The organism is Paenibacillus gansuensis (genome assembly GCF_042684925.1).
GTDB lineage: Bacteria > Bacillota > Bacilli > Paenibacillales > DY6 > Paenibacillus_N > Paenibacillus_N gansuensis.
This window is the reverse complement of the sequence record NZ_JBHUME010000022.1, coordinates 1-16,260: the sequence shown is the minus strand read 5'-3', so window position 1 is coordinate 16,260 and position 16,260 is coordinate 1. Positions and strand designations below refer to the sequence as shown.

Below are 16,260 nucleotides of genomic sequence, written 5' to 3'. Positions count from 1 at the left end.
CAGAAAACTCATACTCGTAAGCAGGAAATGCTCGCTAACATACGTAAGGCGATTAAGGAAGCGGACGCGGTCGTTTACGCTGCAGCGACTAAACCGGACGCTACGAAACTTAGCCGATTTGAGGCAGAACTTCGTGATTTGAAAACGCAGCTTATGCTTACTACATCCGCTCAGTCGGGATTCGCAAAGTTGAACGGTTTTATCCAACGCTTAGATGATCCATATTTGGCGAATCTAGTGCGTGAGCAGTACGCCGACATTGCGATGCCGATCGTTTCGTTAGCCGGTGGAGCGGATTCGGCTAAGTACCGTTTGCAGCTTTCGCAGGCTTACGACGGGCTTAAAAGCAAGTTTGAAACGGATGAAGTACGGGAAGCGCGAGAAATCCTTGAAACGGCAAAGAGTATCGAGGAAGACCCGAAGTTATATCCGCCTGGAATCGTTCAAGAAGCTGCTACTATCGCTTTCGGGCGCGAGCAAAGCGTATTTATGAACAATACGGATGCGTACTTCGAGAGGAACCCAGGAGAGCGGCCGGCAGATTACGTTGATCCGGAAAAGGTAGAAGCCAAACCTAAACAGTCGGACCATGAACAAAGACTAGAAGATGCAGTCTTTGAGAAATGGAGACAAGCAGAAGCTGAACGCAAGAAAGCGAAAGAGTACGAATAGGGATCGGCTGCGGCCGGTCTCTTTTTTATTACGGGAGGAGGTGAACGAAAATGAACGTTATTGACGATATTGTACAAGCTAGAATGGACCGTCTAACACCGCTTATCAATCGGTTTACCGAGTTATTTGCGGAGAAATGCGGAGATTGGCGCTATGAGGAGCGCTTCCCAGAAGAATACCGCGAATACGTAGCGATTGCGCAAGGCTTCCGTAGGCATCCGGTTAAAGAATTGGCTCATTTCGGATACCGTTTGCAATCGCTAATGACAGAGTTTAACGAAATGGACCGTATTGGCCGCGAGAAAGGTACGCACGTACGGGAGGCGCGGAAACAGTCTGCGTTGTTGTTAAAGACATTCGAAAAGATCGTTAAGGCTTTCGATAAAGTAATCGAAAAGGAAGGAGTTGAAATAGAATGGCCTATGATTTAGTAGCACGCCTTAAGATGGTAGATCAGATGTCGGCGCCGCTTAAAAAGGTAAAAAGTAATCTCCACCTCGTAAAGACTTCCTCTGACAGCTTGGGCGCGTCGATCGGTAGCATGAACGGGAAGGTAGCGGCTGCTTCGCGTGCATTTTACGGTATGGGAAGTGCCAGTAAGTCCGCTATGTCTCATATGCGTAGCGGATTCGGCGCGGCTGCGGGCGGAATCGGTGCATTGACCAGTAAAGTCGTTAGCCTACAGTCCGCTCTACTCGCTACCGGCGCAGCGTATGGTGGTATTATCCAGCCGTTGAAGCTTTCGAGCCAGGCGGAACAGGCGGATATTGCGTTTACGACAATGCTCGGATCCGCAACGAAAGCGCAGACGTTCCTTGCGGATTTAACGAAGTTCTCGAATAGTACGCCCTTCGAGCTTCCCCAACTACGAGACGCATCTAAACGCCTCCTAGCGTTCGGATTCGACGCTAAACAGGTGATACCGTACATGACAGGCCTCGGTAACGCTGCGGCCGGACTCGGAATTGGTGGCGAAGGTATCGACCGTCTAACGCTGGCGATCGGTCAGATTAAAGCTAAAGGGCGCCTGCAGGGTGACGAAGCGCTGCAATTAGTCGAGGCCGGTATTCCCGTTTGGGAAATTTTGGCTAAGAAAATGCGCGTAACAACGCAGGAAGTAATGAAAATGAGCGAGAAGGGGATTATCCCAGCTGACGCGGCCATTCGTACGTTAATCGACGGCATGAATACTCGTTTCCCCGAGATGATGGAGAAGCAAAGTAAATCGTTAGAGGGCATGTTTTCGACGATTAAGGATACGTTTAACACGCAGATCCTTAAAAAGTGGGGCGACGGGCTTGCTTCCTCGCTGAAACCGCGTTTCGACCGGCTGACAACGTGGATTAACGCGAACGGCGATACGATTGACCGGTGGGGTAAGAGACTCCAGAACGCGGCGGCGCGGGCTTCTGATTGGCTGCTTTCGAAGCTAGATAAGTCGTTCACGTACTTGAAGACGAACTACTTCGATAATCCGGCGTTTAATAAGCTGGATATCAAAGGGAAGATGGTCTACGCGTTCAACGACCTATCGAAGAACTTCCAATCGTGGTACAGCAACGGAGGCGAGGCCGCCATGCTGAGTATCGGTAAGCAGGCGGGGAGTGCGTTAGGTCGCGGCTTAATTTCGGGATTGAACGATCTCGTTAAGTCGAATCCGTTACTTAGCGCAGCGTTAGCGGGATTCGCGACGCCGGGACCTATCCAGGTTAAAGTGGCGGCAGCGGCCGGTGTAGCAGCGACAGGAACGATCAACGCGGCGTCCGAGGCGTCCGAGAAGCGTTATCTTGCGAAGCAGTCCGCAGCACTGAATCCGACGTTAACCGGACCGACGCAGCTTACTGCAGCTCCGAAGCTTTCCGTATTGGACGGCGGATTCTGGCGTAAACAGCTCGACGACTTCAAGAGTAACCCCGCCTGGTTGAATACGTTAGGGAATGCCGTACGTGGCGATAACCAACCTACGAAACGTGCCGGAGGCCTTCGCCGGGTGCCGTATAACGGTTTCCCGATGATCGCGCATAAAGACGAACAGCTTCTAACGAAAGCGGAAGCCGATAGTTACCGGTCTGGCCGTAGTGGCAGCGGTGGAATCACTATCGCTAAAATCGCTGATACCGTTATTATCCGGCAGGAATCGGACATCGACGACCTGGCGAAGAAGCTCGCTAAACTCGTTATGAACTCGGAAGGAAACGTAGCATACGGTTACTAAACAAGCCATAAAAACAGCAACCCCACTGGATCGGCTCCAATGGGGTTCTTGCGTGGCTGTATTTCTCACTTGCTTATGATTTTTGAATGATTACGCCGCAAAACTTCTGCAGTGCTCTCTTACTACGGAACCGCTGCGAATGTGTTCGGAAACCCATACGCGACCGTAGCGTGTGTTTCTGAAATGCCCGTTAACGAAGTGTGCACGTCTTAGGTGCTCACTCACTCGTACGGGTTTAGACAAAGGACACATAAGCATCTCGTCGCCCTCCTCATGATTACTCGAGGGCTTTCGTAAGTACCGTCCTAGCTGTTTGATCTATGTAGTCGGCTTCCGCTCAATTCAATTTTTTCAGACTCTTTTATATTATTTTCCGCTTGCAATTTAAAATTGCCGATGGTAATATATTTTTGTCGTCATAAATTGATGTGTGTGAGACACAGCATTAGGCACGCAATCCGATGTTTACCAGACATCGAAGCCTACAGAAAGACCAATAGCATAAAATGGCAATACGGGTCCCTCTGATTTAAATATACCACAGGGGTTTTTGTGTTGTCAACACCTTTTTGTTTAAAACTTTGTGAACTGGGTATAACTACATGTTTAGACAGTCGCACGTTGAGGATCCTTGGCTTTTGCCGGGGGTCCTTTTTCGTGTTCAAAATAAGCCCATATGTATTTCTTTTGTTTTTGTTCTTATACTTTTTATTAACGGAGCTGATACGTATACGTAAACGTAGATGTAAACGGAAAGGTAACTATCCTAAGCGAAGATTACCGTTAGATATCCGCCATTACGAAGCGATCGATATGTTATCCGAATGTGGCCGCGAACGTCCTGCGCGCGAAATTATTGCGTCTACACTCGGCATATCGCGAATGACGTTATACCGATGGGAACGGCGATCGGACTTCCAGGCGGAGCTGCGGCGGACAATACAGCGGAAAGCAGCGAAACACCAACGTAAAGTAACGTTTGAAATGATGGCCGCAGATATACCGTGGTTACATAGCTTCCTCGGAGTGTAATCACAACACACCGGTTCCCATGCGAACTCGCACGAAAATGCCCGAAAATAGCGGATTTCAGCGTCCTATCAACGTTTGGAGACGTCAAACTACCTGTTACAATATTGCGCTTTCGTACCGATTTTTCAGCACGGAGTGTCTGACGCGTGACCCCTCCAAAACTTTCGACCCTAACGTAAAAAAGAGCGCTATTTCTGCGCTCCTTCTCGTTATAGCTTGAATCCCTTTAACGTTTCGTCGATCTCTTCCTGGGTAATGCCGATATACCGTTTCGTAATCGATGGCGCGGAGTGGTTGAATATCTCCTGCAGGAACGCGATATCCTTCGTGCGCCGGTAGTAGTGGTAGCCGAACGTCTTCCGCATCGTATGCGTTCCGATATCGTCCCGATCGATCATCTCGCCGGCCTTAACGAGCGCTCTGTACGCTTGTGTTGGCGTTATAGGAGCGTTCCCCTTGCGGCTGGCGAATAACGGATCCTTATCGTCCATGCCGGCCGTATACGCGCTAATATCGTCCCGTAAATCGCCGATATAAACCCGCCGCTTCTTCCCCGTCTTCTTCTCCGTAATGATAACGTGTTCCTTACCTCGAACCTCACCGGCCGTTAGCGGCAATATATCCGATACACGTAACCCCGTATTGATTCCGAAGACAAACAGGAACCGATCGCGCTCGCCGCACCATCTCCGTAATGACTGCTTCATATCGTCGATATCCTGCAGCGTACGCAACGGCTGCACGTTCTTCTCATTACCCATTCGATTACCCTCCGCAACTATTTTCGTACGTTGAATGTACGATAACGTTATGATAAGAGTATCTTAGCATGAATATCCAGTAATATCAACGTTTTGTATGTATCAAAATATCTATTTTCGTACATTCGGACAAAGGGCTGGACCCCCAAGGCCGCCTCTCCTATACCCCTTTTCAGCTGGTCGGACATTATGCGCAGGTTTTAAAACTTTGGGTCTTAATTTAAATGATTATGCCTATTACCTAAAAACACAAAAAAGAGAGATTCACAGAGAAAAAGGAAGCAAATGGGTGACAAGCCGTCCGATTTATTGGGATAATCGTCTTTCGGTAATTAGATGCACAATATGTGGTAGAGTATAATTATCCATATATCAAGATGCAGTGCGAGCCTCTCTCCTTACCAGGCCAAGGAGGTGAGGCTATGAAGATAAAAGACGCTATTCAACTTATGATCGGATCCTGTATGCTTTTGTTAGCTCTTTTACAATACCTAAAATAAAATACCTACCCCTAGGATCGCACCAGTAAGGTAGGTATTTAACGTACACAAGGCATTGAGAGAGCAGCCTCGTCTTGATATGAACAGTGGAAATGTCTCGCACACATTTCTGCTGTTTTTTTTTTCATGTAATACAACTTTCCCTTGTTTAGAAGAATACCGTTTACCTCGGGAAGTGACAATCCGCTAATTTCACGATTTTTGCCCAATTATACATATAAATACACGTACATGCTTCGATTTACGCCGTTTGACTTTAAGTCAACCCGTTTTGAGGCGACAAAACCTAGGAAAACCGCGTCACCGTGCGAATAATCAATGCAAAAAAAATTACCTATTTGGAAGTTTTTCTCCGTCTCACCGTAACAAAAAGGCCCCTCCGCGATGCTTTCGCGTGGGACCGTTCGACCGGTGCTTCCGGATTTAGTAGGTAAAATATACCACAAATTGTAGCGGAGTATCAACCTATTCGTAGCCCTATTCGTAGGCGCGCCAAAACGTTGGTGTCGCAGGCTTTGCCGGTGATCCGTAGGCGTTACTGCGCCGATCCCCTTATCCTGCCCTAACTCAAAAACTGGAACCCAGACAAAGACCCAGGAATATTAAGGTTATATAAAATGGGGAACGAGGTCGAGTAAAATGTATTATTACACTGATTCAAGAGTAGATTGTTGTGATTGTGGATCTGCAAGCACAGCAGCTGCCTGTTGTTCGGAAGGTTCTTGTGTTTGCGGCCCACTCGGAAGCTCTAATTGTGAGTGTGATTGTTCTGTTCATTTGGACAAAATTAAAAGACCGCTTTACCCAGATAGTCTAATTAACTTCAAAGCTACTAATGTACCCGTGCATAATATCGCCGCATATTTCGAGTACATGTTTCCAGGACAGATTGCTGTCCAGGCAAAATTTCTTTATAGTAACGTAACATTAGATTTAAAAAATGTACGGGTGATTGATGTACTTGGATATCTTGGCTTAATACCATTAAACGCACCACTGATGTCTCGTCGCAATTTTTAATATAGTACATGTATCGAGTCTCCTTGCAGCAATACCACGCTGTGTGGAGGCTTTTTCTTTGTTAATAGGGAAGGAAAACGGCAGCCTCCGTCGAAACGTATAACATAACGGAGGTGTAACGAATGCAGAACGATGATAGAACGCAGCATATACAAACGTGGTGGTCGAAGGATCTCGCTAGACACCTTGATATCGGCGAGTCTACCGTACGTAAGTGGTCGATCGAACTCGAGAAGGCCGGCTACGAGTTTTTACGCGATGAACACAATAGGAGAACGTATATAGAACGCGATGCCATAGCGTTACGTCAGATGAAGGATTATCTAGCCGCTGGCATGTCGTACTCTAACGCGTCTCAGAGAGTCGCAAACCAGTACCGGCGCATAGATGAGCTTAACAACGTAACGGGATCTGCTAACGATAATTTACCCGCTAACCCCTCGCTAACGGCGGATCCGGAAGTAATTAACGAACTAAAGGATATGCTCAAAGCGATGTATATAGAATTGTCCGACGCAAAGGAACAGATTAAGGCGCTTAACGAAGTAGTGAACGCGCAGAAACAGATAGCAGCCGGTTCAACGTCGGCCCAGGAAGAACGCGATCGGGAACGTAGCGAGAAATTAGACGAAGTGTTACGGGAGCTTCGGGAGATCCGCGAGGAGAAAAATAAATCGGTGTGGTCGCGTCTATTCGGCCGGTGAGGGTACTTCCCACAATCTACTAATCTGTGATATAGTTAATTTGCTAGAACTTACATAACAATTTATGGACAAAAAAATAAAGCCATCGTTTCAAGCGGCTCGGGCTACCAACCCTATGCTGCTCCATCCGTACTCCCATACGGTGAAACAGGCGCTCAACAATGACTTTGTTTAATTCCATTATACCCGTTTTGGATATAGTTTATCAAGCGGTATATAATGTCGGAATTGATAGATTCGGCGTACGAGAAGCCCTGATTTCCCTTATGTGGAGGTCGGGGCTTCTTTTTTGTACATAAACGCTCCACTAACTGAATATCCGGCACACGTATCCAAATTTTGGAAATAGGACTACGTGAGGCTTAATTTCCTATTGTCTTTTTTAGCGATAGGGTTACGCTGCGCCAACGTGGAAAGCACTAGCAACACGGTAAACTTGGCGGACGGTGAGCTGAGCCGATGCGATAAATCAGCGTTACGGTCGTTAAGCGGACCCATGCCCCCGCTGATTCGTAAGTCTAACGGGAGGACGCCGGTAAACGGTCTGGAGGAAGCCAAGCCGTCGCAAGGCGGGGTGGCCGTATCAATTACGCAGGATTGGCTTTGCGTAGAAAAAGGTACGGGTAGCGTAAAAAGCTACTGTTCGGGCATGGAGACGGATTCCTTCACTGATCCTAAACGGGGTGAACAGCACACTTACCGCGCCTACGTTTATTTTCCTGCGTGGGCGCAGGTAGGTGTTCTATCGCCGTTGTCCTTACTTTCAGCCTACCAGGGTGAAGTTTTAAACCCATAAAGTCAAGAGAAAACTTATAAGAAGAACCGATCCTGACTTGGAGGACGTAGCCCCAGCGGGAGCGTCAAGAAGTAGGAAACGTACTACAGTTTGTCGAGTTTATCGTTGATCTTACGCAGGAAGTTGATAATATCGCCAATTCCCATAACGATCATGCCGATTGGAATGTAAATAAGCAGCGAAGTCCATACAGTATCATTATAGATTCCGATGGATAAGCCGAAAAACGCTACAAGTATTCCGACGATCGTATAGAGCTTGCTGGTGGATTTTTCGTTATGTTTCTCGATTTCTAAATTACTTCTTTCCTCAAACGTTAGCTTCTTTTCCGTTTCCAATACGAATACCTCCGTTAATAAAAAGTATAAGAACAAAAAACAAAACAATATCTACGCTTCATTTTTGAACATTAAGCACATTAAATTTCGTCATTAACCGGCCGAATCCCTTTATTTTACATCGGCAACCGTCAACACTTCCGCTTTCAGATCGCCCATAATCGCCCGTAGCCGCTTTTGTCGGTACTCGCTGACGGTAACGTATAGGATCGACGGAAACACGCCGTATTTCTGCTGCCAGCGGCCCGATTCGCGGAGTTCGCGGTATAGTTCGATTTTGCGCTCGTTTGCAGCCATCGGTTGGGTTACGTCGACTTCCAGGAACACGTATTGCCCGTTGAGGCGGAAAGTCGCGTCTGTTACGAGCTGTTTATCATCCCATTTGATTACGTGTTCCGGCTTCCATAGCTCAGTCGGCCGAAAGCGGACGTAGACCTGGTTACGAATCAGCGTATGGTGAATCTGAATCGTTCGCCGGCGTATCGTTGTGCTGCCGATCGTCTTGCGGCCGTGAGCGTTAAGGTAGTAAACCTTTTCGTCCAGGAAGAACGAACTGAGATATTCCGCCATATCGGAGAGGATCCGCGTCGTATTGCGCCGGCCCCCGAGATTGTGGAGCTGCTGTACCTGGGACGTCGTAAGAAAGCCGAGCGTATCAAAGGACTGTAATATTTCCATATGCCGCGAGACTTTCGCCTGGCTGAGATTCATTAACGTCATTAACATTCTCCTCCGTCTTCATTTCGCAATTTGCGAGCAGTTTTTTAGCGTCCTCATACGACAAAAGAAACGTCTGCAGTATCTCGTCATTTTGTTGCTGATATATACAACGTCCCGGGATATCCGGCAGATCCGCCGCGTCCGTAGAGTCGATGATAATTCGTGATTGCGTACCGTCGCGTGTCTTGAACGAGATTGATGTAGCGATATTCGTTTTTATGAGGCCATCTATAACGTCCGCAGACGGTCTTTGCGTGCTTAGCATTAGAATTACACCCGCTGCCCTTCCCTTGGCGGATATACGCGTCAGAACCGATTTAATGCGATTCTTAACGTCCGCCTCAGGATCGCCTGGCCGCGTCTTTAAATCCGCCATTTCGTCCATTACGAAGACTAAGCGCCGCCCATGCCAATCCTGTGAGCCATTAGCGGCCATTATCGCGTACCGTCCGTTCATTTCCCGTTCGGCCCTCTCCGCCAGCTCCGCGACTTTTTGCAGATTATCGGCGAAACCTAACGTGCAGCGAAAATTCCGGAACATCCCGAGTTCAACGCCACCTTTAAGGTCACATAAGTACAGGTCCGTACGATCTCCGAGTACGAGTGAGGTTATGATGCCACGGCTTATAACTGACTTTCCTCCACCTGCTATTCCCCCGGTTAATAGATGTGGAAATGGCCCCGCGAAGTCAAAGTACCTTGTTTCCCCGCGCCGGTTAACGCCGATCGGCACCTTCCAGTCGTTACGTTTCTCGGCGACGTACAGAACCTTTGCCGGTAACTTTCGCGTGAATACGTCGATAACGAGTCCGTTCTTCCAATACGCCTCGATGTCGGCCCGTAGCGCCTCTGAAATCGCGCGCTGTTGCTTAATTACGTCCGCCGAGCTGACGCCGCTAGGTAGCTTTATGAGCAGCCGGTATCCCCATTCATGCTCGTATTGGGCGGTGATCGTCGGGAGCGTAACGGAATCCCCGCGGCTCACCTTGATACCCAGGGCGTCGAACGTGAGAGCGAGCGTCTGCTGCAAACCTAAAGATGAAGACCTAAAAGATAAAGATGAAAAGAGAGAACCCATACAACCAACAATCAGACCAACGCCCACCGACTCTAATAACATGGAAGCTCCTCCAAATCCTATAGATTCTTTCACGTAGGCGGAATGAGTTAGGACGAGGTAAAACGTCCAGATGTCTAGACTACTTCCCCACATGGGGAACTATGCTGCGCTGGAATAACGGATGGATGACCGGTTGGAATAATACCCGACGTCGGGGAATTTGGTTGTCCGGAGGTTCGAACGTTCGAATATTTCGTCCCATTCGGAAGGCCGGCCGGAACAGTCGCGGGAACATTTGGCGATAGGCTTCACACTTATCGACCGTTTCGATCGGTGCCACTCTTCAACATGTCTTTGTTTAACGGTAGAAAAGGCGGCGTCTTACGATAGCAGCGTAGCGAGTAGCGCTATTGCGGCGCCAGCGGTCAGATATACGATGTAGCCGGCCGCCCCGATCGCGAACCATTTACCGAAGCTGCCGAACTGCTGCGCTCCCTTTTCGTTACCTACCGACTCTAACCGTTTCTCGATGCCGATCGCGCCAACGAAGATAGCAGATAGCGTTATGACCGTCGTTACCATAGCGAAAACCTCCCGTTTTTTATGCCGTTTTAGCGCCGTTTTTGACCCGTCGACCATATCGGTAGGTAACGCCTATAAACGCAGTAATTTCGCGGCATTTCGGCGCCCGTCAAATCGCGACTAACACGGTTTTTCGTCCTCTTTCCGGAAGAGGTATCGGAACGTTCCGTCGTACTGATAAAGGAATACGTCGAGCCGGTTGTCCGTTATTCCAAAAAAATTTTGCAGATATACGGATAAATTCTCGACTCTTGGACCATGATGGTACCAGGAGAGTGATATTATGTTCGGATTGGGGAAGCCGCGGACGAAGTTGGGCGAATGGCTGGATAAGCGGGGCATTAAACAGGAATGGCTTGCGAAACAGGGGAAAGTAAGTAAAACAACGATAACGAGTCTTTGTAACGACGATGATTACATACCGAGTGGTACGACGATGCAGAAAATAATAAAGGCCCTACGCGAAGTGGATCCTTCGGTAAAGGCCGATAAATTTTGGGATATGTAAGACGGTAACAGTTTCGGAATTACTCCGAGCTGCTGCCGTCTTTTTTGTTCGGTATGTATTCGATCAATTCCGCCGGCTTAACGTTCAGTCCTTCGCATAGTGCATCTAACGTCGGGAAGTCAATGCGTGTATTAGCGTTAGCAGCCAGCGCTTTAACGGTATTACGGCTAATGCCGGTCATCTCGATTATGTCGTTCTGAGTGAGGCCGCGTGCCTCCATGAGTCTATCTAAAGTGAGACGAATCAAAGCATGAAACCTCCATTGTATAAAAATGTATGTCAACTAGTTGACAAGTATACTAACTGATAGTATGATTTAGTCAACAAGTCAACAAGAAAAATATACCACATAATACGATGAAATTATAGGGAGGTTTCATTTATGAATTATCCACCGATTTCCCAAGGCCTATGGCAAGTGTACGATTCAAGGAACGAAGCTAATTACGCAATTAAGTATGAGATTGCCGACTATGGTTATTACGTTGTTTCCCTCGTTGGAACGTCGTTAAATGCCTTAGTGTGGGGTGCAGCTCTGCAGAGAATCCTCGGTCTTAGCAATAGAGCCGTCCTGGGAGCGTGCGAAGCTACCGTCGATCAACTGGAAGAGATGGGATTTTACGTTGACGATCTTCCGGAGGCGGTGGTAGCTTAATGCGTAACATTACGTTATCATTCGCCAGGCTCGACGGCTGCGATTTACGCCAACCGGTGCTGGCCGTACTTATCTCGGAGAATGCCGCTATCCATATCGAAGCAGATATCGTCTGGCTCGATTCCGTTGCGCCAACATCGGATCCGAACGTTTACGAGCTGATACTTCATACGCCAGTCGGCGGCGTCGAATCGGACAAGTCGTTAACTGATTATGCGTTCGAGCTGCTTACGTACTTTGCCGGAACGTCCGCGCTCGAGTTCTGCGTATCCAACATCGTATCGGCCGATCGGGATTTCGAATTACGTTTGGTCGGCGATACCGATTACGAGGAACGTTACTAGATCGTAACCCCGCGCCAACGGGACTACGAACATAGCTGGTGAAGAGGCGCCAAACTCTTACGGAAACACCGGCACAATTTACGAGGGGATTCGTTAGGTATTAGGCAGCCTAGCGAGTCTCCTTTGTTATTAAGCAAAACTCGTTACTTCCGGATAGCGGCCCTCTTCGTAAAGCTGCTGAAGATACTGCTGCGCTCGGAAGCGATGATAAAGGCCGTAATTCGGAATGTCCTCGACCACATCAACGTCGCCAGTCCGCAAGTCTAAGCGAATAACGCCGAGGGTATCGCGGTCCGGACCAAACTTATACGTCACATAATCGGGTGTATGCGATTCTTTGTACAACATGACCGGTCGCGCCATATCGGGACCTCCTCGTTTGCGTTATAATAGTAATACGAGGGAACGTGTGTTTGGTTTCAGAGGATTCAAAAATTTTTTTGTACTAATGCTTGTAATTTACCGGTTTGAAATCACTACTTTATGAAGAGGTCTAATTATGAATACATTACAAAGATTAGAGAAGTTGCAAGATAAACGAGTCAAAATTACGATGAAGGACGGTGCCGCATTTATCTGTGAACCGCTGCAGATCGTCTTTGACGATGAACTCGAAACGTACCAGGTGTACATCGTTGACGGGATGTCTTCGCATCCTTCTGATATTTATGCAGAAGTGTATGTACCGGATATCGCCAGTATCGAAGAAATATCTTAAACACTACCTGTATTTCTGCCCTTTAGCTACCTACGTATTATGTAGAGGAATTTTTTTTCAACAACTACCTTTATTTTGTTGTGTTTCAAACCTATACGTTACAACCGAAGGATTATCAACTACAGAGGCCTCCCCTCGCCAAGGGTCCTATATACGTTCCACAAAAGTCTTAGATCCGGATGCCTAGCGGGTCGAGGGCTTTTTATTTTAGCTATAAGTTAGAAAATCCTAAGCAAATTACGTGGAAAGGGGGTTAAAGACGTGAGAATGACGGAAGAAATCTTACACAAAATCCGAGTCGTATACGGTTTTACACAAGCTGAAATAGCGCAGTATGCCGGCGTAACTGATTCCTACATCAATCAAGTATTTAAACGTAAACGTACCCTATCGGAAAAGGTCAGTCACCGCTTGATTAAGGAATTGAATCTGACTCCGGACAAGTTAGGTCGGATATTACAGCACTATGAAGAGACGGTAAGCATCAGAAACACAATTTGATAAGAACAAAAAACAAAACAATATCTACGCTTCATTTTTGAGCGGGGAGGTGAACGGTACGGAAGAACTGACGATACAATGTCCGCTATGTGGCGAACGAATGCCGAAGATAGACCGGCAGCACGCGCTAAAGCACGGACACAAGTCTCTCGCGGAGTTTAAGGACGGCTATGGAATCCGCTATACGACGCTACAGCAACGGTCGAGAGAGAAGTTCAAGCAACTGTATAACATCGATTATTCGCGTTGGGGCGTCGTTATCGGCGTCGATAGTGAAGCGCGCTACGTTACGAAGCAATACGTCGAGAACTTCGAAGAAGCGAAGACGCACGGAATGAAATCCGCCAGTAAATTTCCGATGAGTGACGCGTCATTTAACCGCCACTTCACCGGCCTAAATCCGCTCGCTATCTTCGCATACGGCGACCACTCTCGTTACTTCGGTTTCGACGTTGATTCGAAAGACCAGGCGCCGATCCATACGCTAAAGATCATTAGGACGTTGATAGACGAAGGGATTCCGGAAGACGCGATTCACGTTTCGTTCAGCGGCGGTAAGGGCTACCACGTCGAGCTATTCACGGACAAGCATTTGCATATCGACCGGTGGAACGAGCTGGGCGCGTACGTGCTGCACAAATCGAACTTAACCGGCCAGCCGATCGAGTTCCGGCCGAACAAGGGTAACGGCCACGCCTGGAAGCTGCCGCTAACGTACCATCATAAGACGGGAAACTTCGCCGCCTATTGCGATCTGCAGACGTTGGAACCGTTCGGCGTCCTGGAATCGCACGATTACCTTTTACGGATCCAGCCCGTAGGTATCGACGACATAACGCCCATCATAACGCGTGCTAAGGCGATGCAGGCAGAGATTCAGCGTAAGGAAGCCGATACCAAGGCATCACAACGCAAAGAGCAGCAGAAGGCGCGCCAGGCGGTCGTAATTACGGATGCGCGGCTATTCCGGACCGAGGACGACAAGATAAACACAGCTCACCGGCTGTTAACGAGAGGCTTAGTAGAGCAAGGGACCCGTTGGAGAGCGACGAGGGAACTTGCTCTTTATTTATTTCACATCGCCGGCAACGATACCGAAACGATACGCGCGCAGATCCTCGAATGGACGGAGAAGCAGATAGCGGCCGGCCTCGCACTTACGCCGATCGACCAATGCGCACGCGAGATTGACGCGATACTCGAATGGATCCCGACAACCGACGGTCTGTATTCGACGGTCCGCGAGATATCCGTAACACGCGCTGAAATCGATTGGGTGACGTCGGTAAGCAACCGTTACCGTAGGGACCTGTTATGGGCGCTGCTTCTACGTTCGAAGGCGTACGCGCGAAACGGGACGTTCTACACGTCGGACCGTGACATTCAGAAGCTCCTCAACAAACCGCGGCCAATGCACTTCGCTGTAATAAGTAAGCATCGCCAGGGACTTGTTGAGAAGGGCTATATCACCGCGGACATCCCGAAAAACGGCTATTACGAAGGTCTGGCCACGACGTACCGGCTGCTGTTCGAGCCCGTTGAAGAAGCAGAGGTTATCGACTCCATTTCGTTCGACGACGGACTGGACGGTCGAGCGCTGTTACGTGCGATCGCGGCCAAGATGTACGAACCGAAGCAATTACGGGCCATGAAACTGGCGTAGGAGGTGAATCCGTGCATGAGAAAGCGGACCAGGCTGCGCGTTACTGCGGCTACATAAATCCGGACAGAACGTGCGCGATTATGAAGCAGCTCACGAAAGAGAAGGACGATCGATGCAAGTATTATCGAGACGATCCGGTACGTTGCCGGTATTTCGAGCTTCACGTAATTAACGACCGGAGACGTCGTTAGTTTCTTGTCTTACGGGCGGACGTTAAACGCCACGGGCAACAAGCGGGCAAATACGAACGGCAACACCGCTAAGCCGCGAAAGCAGGCTATAACGATGAATGAAGACGGCTTTACCTATGTTACTTACGCGCCAAACAAGCGGCCGCTAAAGCTTGCGGTCTATTGGGTAACGGACGAAATGAGCGCCGATATCCTGCGCCAAATTATCGAGTTTGTAACGCGTATGGCAAACAAACCGGTACACCTCCGGAATATGGAACCGCCGAAGTTTTGGGCGCTATGTGAACGGCTGGCGACCATGTACTGCAGAACCTATTCACCGACAACTAACTACGGAATCACAAAACCGGAGATACGCGCTGCGGTTTATTTCGTCATGCTCGCCGGCATTACGGCGGGAGAGTGGCCGGAAAAGTATCCGGTAACAGACAAAACGTTCGTTAAATACGGGTAGCCCCCGTTTTCAAAACGAGAGCGGGTTAGCATATACCAAAAAAAACAATACAGGGGGAAATGACAAATGGAAGCAAAAGGTACAGTGAAATGGTTTAACGCAGAGAAAGGATACGGTTTTATCACACGGGAGGACGCAGCGGGCGACGTATTCGTACATTACTCCGCCATCAACAGCGACGGTTATCGGACGTTAGAGGAAGGCGCTAAGGTATCGTTCGATATCGAGAAGAGTCACCGCGGATCCAGCGCCAAGAACGTATCCGTTATCTACGAATATTAAGACGGGGTGAGCCGGTTGAGCGCGATCGAAGAAGCGGTGACGTACATAAACATCGCCATTACTAAAATCGACGAGGACCGGATAATTGCCGGCGTTGAGTTAGTCAAACGGGAGGGTACGGAGGCTGGAAAGGCCTCCTGGATTCCCTACGTTGTAATGTCGCTATACTACGCCAGGGAAGGCGATAGGCGGTTAAGCGTAAGGCAAACATTGTTGTCGGTATGTTACGAGGCAATGAGATACGTTGACGACGTTACCGAAACGGTAATTTATCGCTGCGGATCCGACTGCTTCGTAAGGAGTATAGAGTACCGAGAACACGTACGAGCTTTCGCAAATCAGCGCGGCGTTAAGACGGTTATCGTACGCCATCATACGAAGTTCATACCGAACATTATGCAGTTAGCCAATGATGCATTAGAACGCGGCGAATCAATCATCGCTGCATTATAAAAATGGGGGTTAAACAATATGCCAAAAATCCAAAAAGCAAGAGATTACTTTGCGAGAGCAAACGAAATTATCGGTGACAGCGCTAGGTTTA

At 48.5% G+C, this 16,260-nt stretch carries 24 protein-coding genes; 17 read left to right on the top strand and 7 right to left on the bottom strand.

The features are described 5' to 3' along the window. From ACFSUF_RS25275 to ACFSUF_RS25260, 4 genes are all read left to right on the top strand, one after another. Positions 1 to 672 (top strand): hypothetical protein (locus ACFSUF_RS25275; protein ID WP_377607885.1); only part of this gene is annotated, 672 nt, incomplete at its 5' end. Between the two features lie 50 nt (positions 673 to 722). Further along, a complete protein-coding gene (locus ACFSUF_RS25270; protein ID WP_377607883.1) occupies positions 723 to 1,103 on the top strand; it encodes a hypothetical protein in 381 nt (126 codons plus the stop codon). Beyond that, entirely contained in the window at positions 1,088 to 2,887 is a 1,800-nt protein-coding gene (locus ACFSUF_RS25265; RefSeq protein ID WP_377607882.1) for a tape measure protein, read from the top strand. Before ACFSUF_RS25270 ends, ACFSUF_RS25265 begins: the two co-directional genes overlap by 16 nt. Before the next feature lie 552 nt (positions 2,888 to 3,439). After that, on the top strand, positions 3,440 to 3,919 hold the full coding sequence (locus ACFSUF_RS25260) for a phBC6A51 family helix-turn-helix protein (protein ID WP_377607880.1): 480 nt from the start codon (positions 3,440 to 3,442) through the stop codon (positions 3,917 to 3,919). 209 nt (positions 3,920 to 4,128) lie between these two features. Here the strand turns inward: ACFSUF_RS25260 and ACFSUF_RS25255 are convergent, their stop codons facing one another. Next, the gene (locus ACFSUF_RS25255) at positions 4,129 to 4,680 is read right to left on the bottom strand and encodes a site-specific integrase (protein WP_377607878.1); all 552 of its coding nucleotides are present in this window, start codon (positions 4,678 to 4,680) and stop codon (positions 4,129 to 4,131) included. A gap of 377 nt (positions 4,681 to 5,057) precedes the next feature. On the opposite strand from ACFSUF_RS25255, the gene ACFSUF_RS25250 reads away from it, so the two are divergent. The 3 genes from ACFSUF_RS25250 (at position 5,058) to ACFSUF_RS25240 (ending at position 7,700) form a co-directional block, all read left to right on the top strand. Continuing rightward, positions 5,058 to 5,180, top strand: a complete 123-nt coding sequence (locus ACFSUF_RS25250) for a putative holin-like toxin (RefSeq protein ID WP_377607889.1) — start codon at positions 5,058 to 5,060, stop codon at positions 5,178 to 5,180. Positions 5,181 to 6,322: 1,142 nt separating this feature from the next. After that, positions 6,323 to 6,904, top strand: coding sequence for a hypothetical protein (locus ACFSUF_RS25245; RefSeq protein ID WP_377607876.1), 582 nt, complete (start codon positions 6,323 to 6,325; stop codon positions 6,902 to 6,904). A gap of 373 nt (positions 6,905 to 7,277) precedes the next feature. Next, complete coding sequence (locus tag ACFSUF_RS25240) at positions 7,278 to 7,700, top strand: hypothetical protein (RefSeq protein ID WP_377607875.1); 423 nt, start codon at positions 7,278 to 7,280, stop codon at positions 7,698 to 7,700. An 83-nt stretch (positions 7,701 to 7,783) separates the two neighbouring features. Here the strand turns inward: ACFSUF_RS25240 and ACFSUF_RS25235 are convergent, their stop codons facing one another. From ACFSUF_RS25235 to ACFSUF_RS25220, 4 genes are all read right to left on the bottom strand, one after another. Then, positions 7,784 to 8,038: a hypothetical protein gene (locus tag ACFSUF_RS25235; RefSeq protein WP_377607873.1), complete on the bottom strand. Its 255-nt coding sequence runs from the start codon at positions 8,036 to 8,038 to the stop codon at positions 7,784 to 7,786. 111 nt (positions 8,039 to 8,149) lie between these two features. Next, the gene (locus tag ACFSUF_RS25230; RefSeq protein WP_377607871.1) at positions 8,150 to 8,758 is read right to left on the bottom strand and encodes a replication-relaxation family protein; all 609 of its coding nucleotides are present in this window, start codon (positions 8,756 to 8,758) and stop codon (positions 8,150 to 8,152) included. Continuing rightward, on the bottom strand, positions 8,694 to 9,788 hold the full coding sequence (locus ACFSUF_RS25225) for an FtsK/SpoIIIE domain-containing protein (RefSeq protein WP_377607869.1): 1,095 nt from the start codon (positions 9,786 to 9,788) through the stop codon (positions 8,694 to 8,696). The genes ACFSUF_RS25230 and ACFSUF_RS25225 overlap by 65 nt, the downstream gene beginning before the upstream one ends. A gap of 411 nt (positions 9,789 to 10,199) precedes the next feature. Further along, a complete protein-coding gene (locus ACFSUF_RS25220; RefSeq protein WP_377607868.1) occupies positions 10,200 to 10,400 on the bottom strand; it encodes a hypothetical protein in 201 nt (66 codons plus the stop codon). A 283-nt stretch (positions 10,401 to 10,683) separates the two neighbouring features. Between ACFSUF_RS25220 and ACFSUF_RS25215 the strand changes: the two genes are divergently transcribed. After that, entirely contained in the window at positions 10,684 to 10,908 is a 225-nt protein-coding gene (locus tag ACFSUF_RS25215) for a helix-turn-helix domain-containing protein (protein WP_377607866.1), read from the top strand. Positions 10,909 to 10,927: 19 nt separating this feature from the next. On the opposite strand, the gene ACFSUF_RS25210 is transcribed toward ACFSUF_RS25215, so the two are convergent. Next, complete coding sequence (locus tag ACFSUF_RS25210; protein ID WP_377607864.1) at positions 10,928 to 11,155, bottom strand: helix-turn-helix domain-containing protein; 228 nt, start codon at positions 11,153 to 11,155, stop codon at positions 10,928 to 10,930. A 135-nt stretch (positions 11,156 to 11,290) separates the two neighbouring features. Between ACFSUF_RS25210 and ACFSUF_RS25205 the strand changes: the two genes are divergently transcribed. Together ACFSUF_RS25205 and ACFSUF_RS25200 are read left to right on the top strand one after the other, a co-directional pair. Then, positions 11,291 to 11,563, top strand: coding sequence for a hypothetical protein (locus ACFSUF_RS25205; protein WP_377607862.1), 273 nt, complete (start codon positions 11,291 to 11,293; stop codon positions 11,561 to 11,563). Further along, the gene (locus ACFSUF_RS25200) at positions 11,563 to 11,907 is read left to right on the top strand and encodes a hypothetical protein (RefSeq protein ID WP_377607860.1); all 345 of its coding nucleotides are present in this window, start codon (positions 11,563 to 11,565) and stop codon (positions 11,905 to 11,907) included. Before ACFSUF_RS25205 ends, ACFSUF_RS25200 begins: the two co-directional genes overlap by 1 nt. 129 nt (positions 11,908 to 12,036) lie before the next feature. Here ACFSUF_RS25200 and ACFSUF_RS25195 read toward each other — a convergent pair whose 3' ends face one another. Beyond that, entirely contained in the window at positions 12,037 to 12,270 is a 234-nt protein-coding gene (locus tag ACFSUF_RS25195) for a hypothetical protein (RefSeq protein ID WP_377607859.1), read from the bottom strand. Between the two features lie 136 nt (positions 12,271 to 12,406). On the opposite strand from ACFSUF_RS25195, the gene ACFSUF_RS25190 reads away from it, so the two are divergent. The 7 genes from ACFSUF_RS25190 (at position 12,407) to ACFSUF_RS25160 (ending at position 16,169) form a co-directional block, all read left to right on the top strand. Further along, positions 12,407 to 12,625: a hypothetical protein gene (locus ACFSUF_RS25190; protein WP_377607857.1), complete on the top strand. Its 219-nt coding sequence runs from the start codon at positions 12,407 to 12,409 to the stop codon at positions 12,623 to 12,625. Between the two features lie 267 nt (positions 12,626 to 12,892). Then, positions 12,893 to 13,126 carry a helix-turn-helix domain-containing protein gene (locus ACFSUF_RS25185; RefSeq protein ID WP_377607887.1) on the top strand — a complete coding sequence of 78 codons (234 nt, stop codon included), beginning with the start codon at positions 12,893 to 12,895 and terminating at the stop codon, positions 13,124 to 13,126. Positions 13,127 to 13,226: 100 nt separating this feature from the next. After that, on the top strand, positions 13,227 to 14,789 hold the full coding sequence (locus ACFSUF_RS25180; RefSeq protein ID WP_377607855.1) for a TOTE conflict system archaeo-eukaryotic primase domain-containing protein: 1,563 nt from the start codon (positions 13,227 to 13,229) through the stop codon (positions 14,787 to 14,789). An 11-nt stretch (positions 14,790 to 14,800) separates the two neighbouring features. Continuing rightward, a complete protein-coding gene (locus tag ACFSUF_RS25175) occupies positions 14,801 to 14,980 on the top strand; it encodes a hypothetical protein (RefSeq protein WP_377607854.1) in 180 nt (59 codons plus the stop codon). 4 nt (positions 14,981 to 14,984) lie between these two features. Further along, positions 14,985 to 15,434 (top strand): hypothetical protein, encoded by a 450-nt coding sequence (locus ACFSUF_RS25170; RefSeq protein ID WP_377607852.1) that lies wholly within the window; start codon positions 14,985 to 14,987, stop codon positions 15,432 to 15,434. Positions 15,435 to 15,500: 66 nt separating this feature from the next. After that, positions 15,501 to 15,716, top strand: a complete 216-nt coding sequence (locus ACFSUF_RS25165) for a cold-shock protein (protein WP_377607850.1) — start codon at positions 15,501 to 15,503, stop codon at positions 15,714 to 15,716. A gap of 15 nt (positions 15,717 to 15,731) precedes the next feature. Further along, positions 15,732 to 16,169, top strand: a complete 438-nt coding sequence (locus tag ACFSUF_RS25160) for a hypothetical protein (protein WP_377607848.1) — start codon at positions 15,732 to 15,734, stop codon at positions 16,167 to 16,169. Positions 16,170 to 16,260: the final 91 nt, after the last annotated feature.

Bases quoted from the DNA above. Each gene is read 5' to 3' on its own strand.
- ACFSUF_RS25270 (WP_377607883.1), top strand. From the start codon at position 723: ATGAACGTTATTGACGATATTGTACAAGCTAGAATGGACCGTCTAACA.
- ACFSUF_RS25265 (WP_377607882.1), top strand. From the start codon at position 1,088: ATGGCCTATGATTTAGTAGCACGCCTTAAGATGGTAGATCAGATGTCG.
- ACFSUF_RS25255 (WP_377607878.1), bottom strand. From the start codon at position 4,680: ATGGGTAATGAGAAGAACGTGCAGCCGTTGCGTACGCTGCAGGATATC.
- ACFSUF_RS25250 (WP_377607889.1), top strand. From the start codon at position 5,058: ATGCAGTGCGAGCCTCTCTCCTTACCAGGCCAAGGAGGTGAGGCTATG.
- ACFSUF_RS25245 (WP_377607876.1), top strand. From the start codon at position 6,323: ATGCAGAACGATGATAGAACGCAGCATATACAAACGTGGTGGTCGAAG.
- ACFSUF_RS25230 (WP_377607871.1), bottom strand. From the start codon at position 8,758: ATGACGTTAATGAATCTCAGCCAGGCGAAAGTCTCGCGGCATATGGAA.
- ACFSUF_RS25220 (WP_377607868.1), bottom strand. From the start codon at position 10,400: ATGGTAACGACGGTCATAACGCTATCTGCTATCTTCGTTGGCGCGATC.
- ACFSUF_RS25215 (WP_377607866.1), top strand. From the start codon at position 10,684: ATGTTCGGATTGGGGAAGCCGCGGACGAAGTTGGGCGAATGGCTGGAT.
- ACFSUF_RS25205 (WP_377607862.1), top strand. From the start codon at position 11,291: ATGAATTATCCACCGATTTCCCAAGGCCTATGGCAAGTGTACGATTCA.
- ACFSUF_RS25200 (WP_377607860.1), top strand. From the start codon at position 11,563: ATGCGTAACATTACGTTATCATTCGCCAGGCTCGACGGCTGCGATTTA.
- ACFSUF_RS25195 (WP_377607859.1), bottom strand. From the start codon at position 12,270: ATGGCGCGACCGGTCATGTTGTACAAAGAATCGCATACACCCGATTAT.
- ACFSUF_RS25190 (WP_377607857.1), top strand. From the start codon at position 12,407: ATGAATACATTACAAAGATTAGAGAAGTTGCAAGATAAACGAGTCAAA.
- ACFSUF_RS25185 (WP_377607887.1), top strand. From the start codon at position 12,893: ATGACGGAAGAAATCTTACACAAAATCCGAGTCGTATACGGTTTTACA.
- ACFSUF_RS25180 (WP_377607855.1), top strand. From the start codon at position 13,227: ATGCCGAAGATAGACCGGCAGCACGCGCTAAAGCACGGACACAAGTCT.
- ACFSUF_RS25165 (WP_377607850.1), top strand. From the start codon at position 15,501: ATGGAAGCAAAAGGTACAGTGAAATGGTTTAACGCAGAGAAAGGATAC.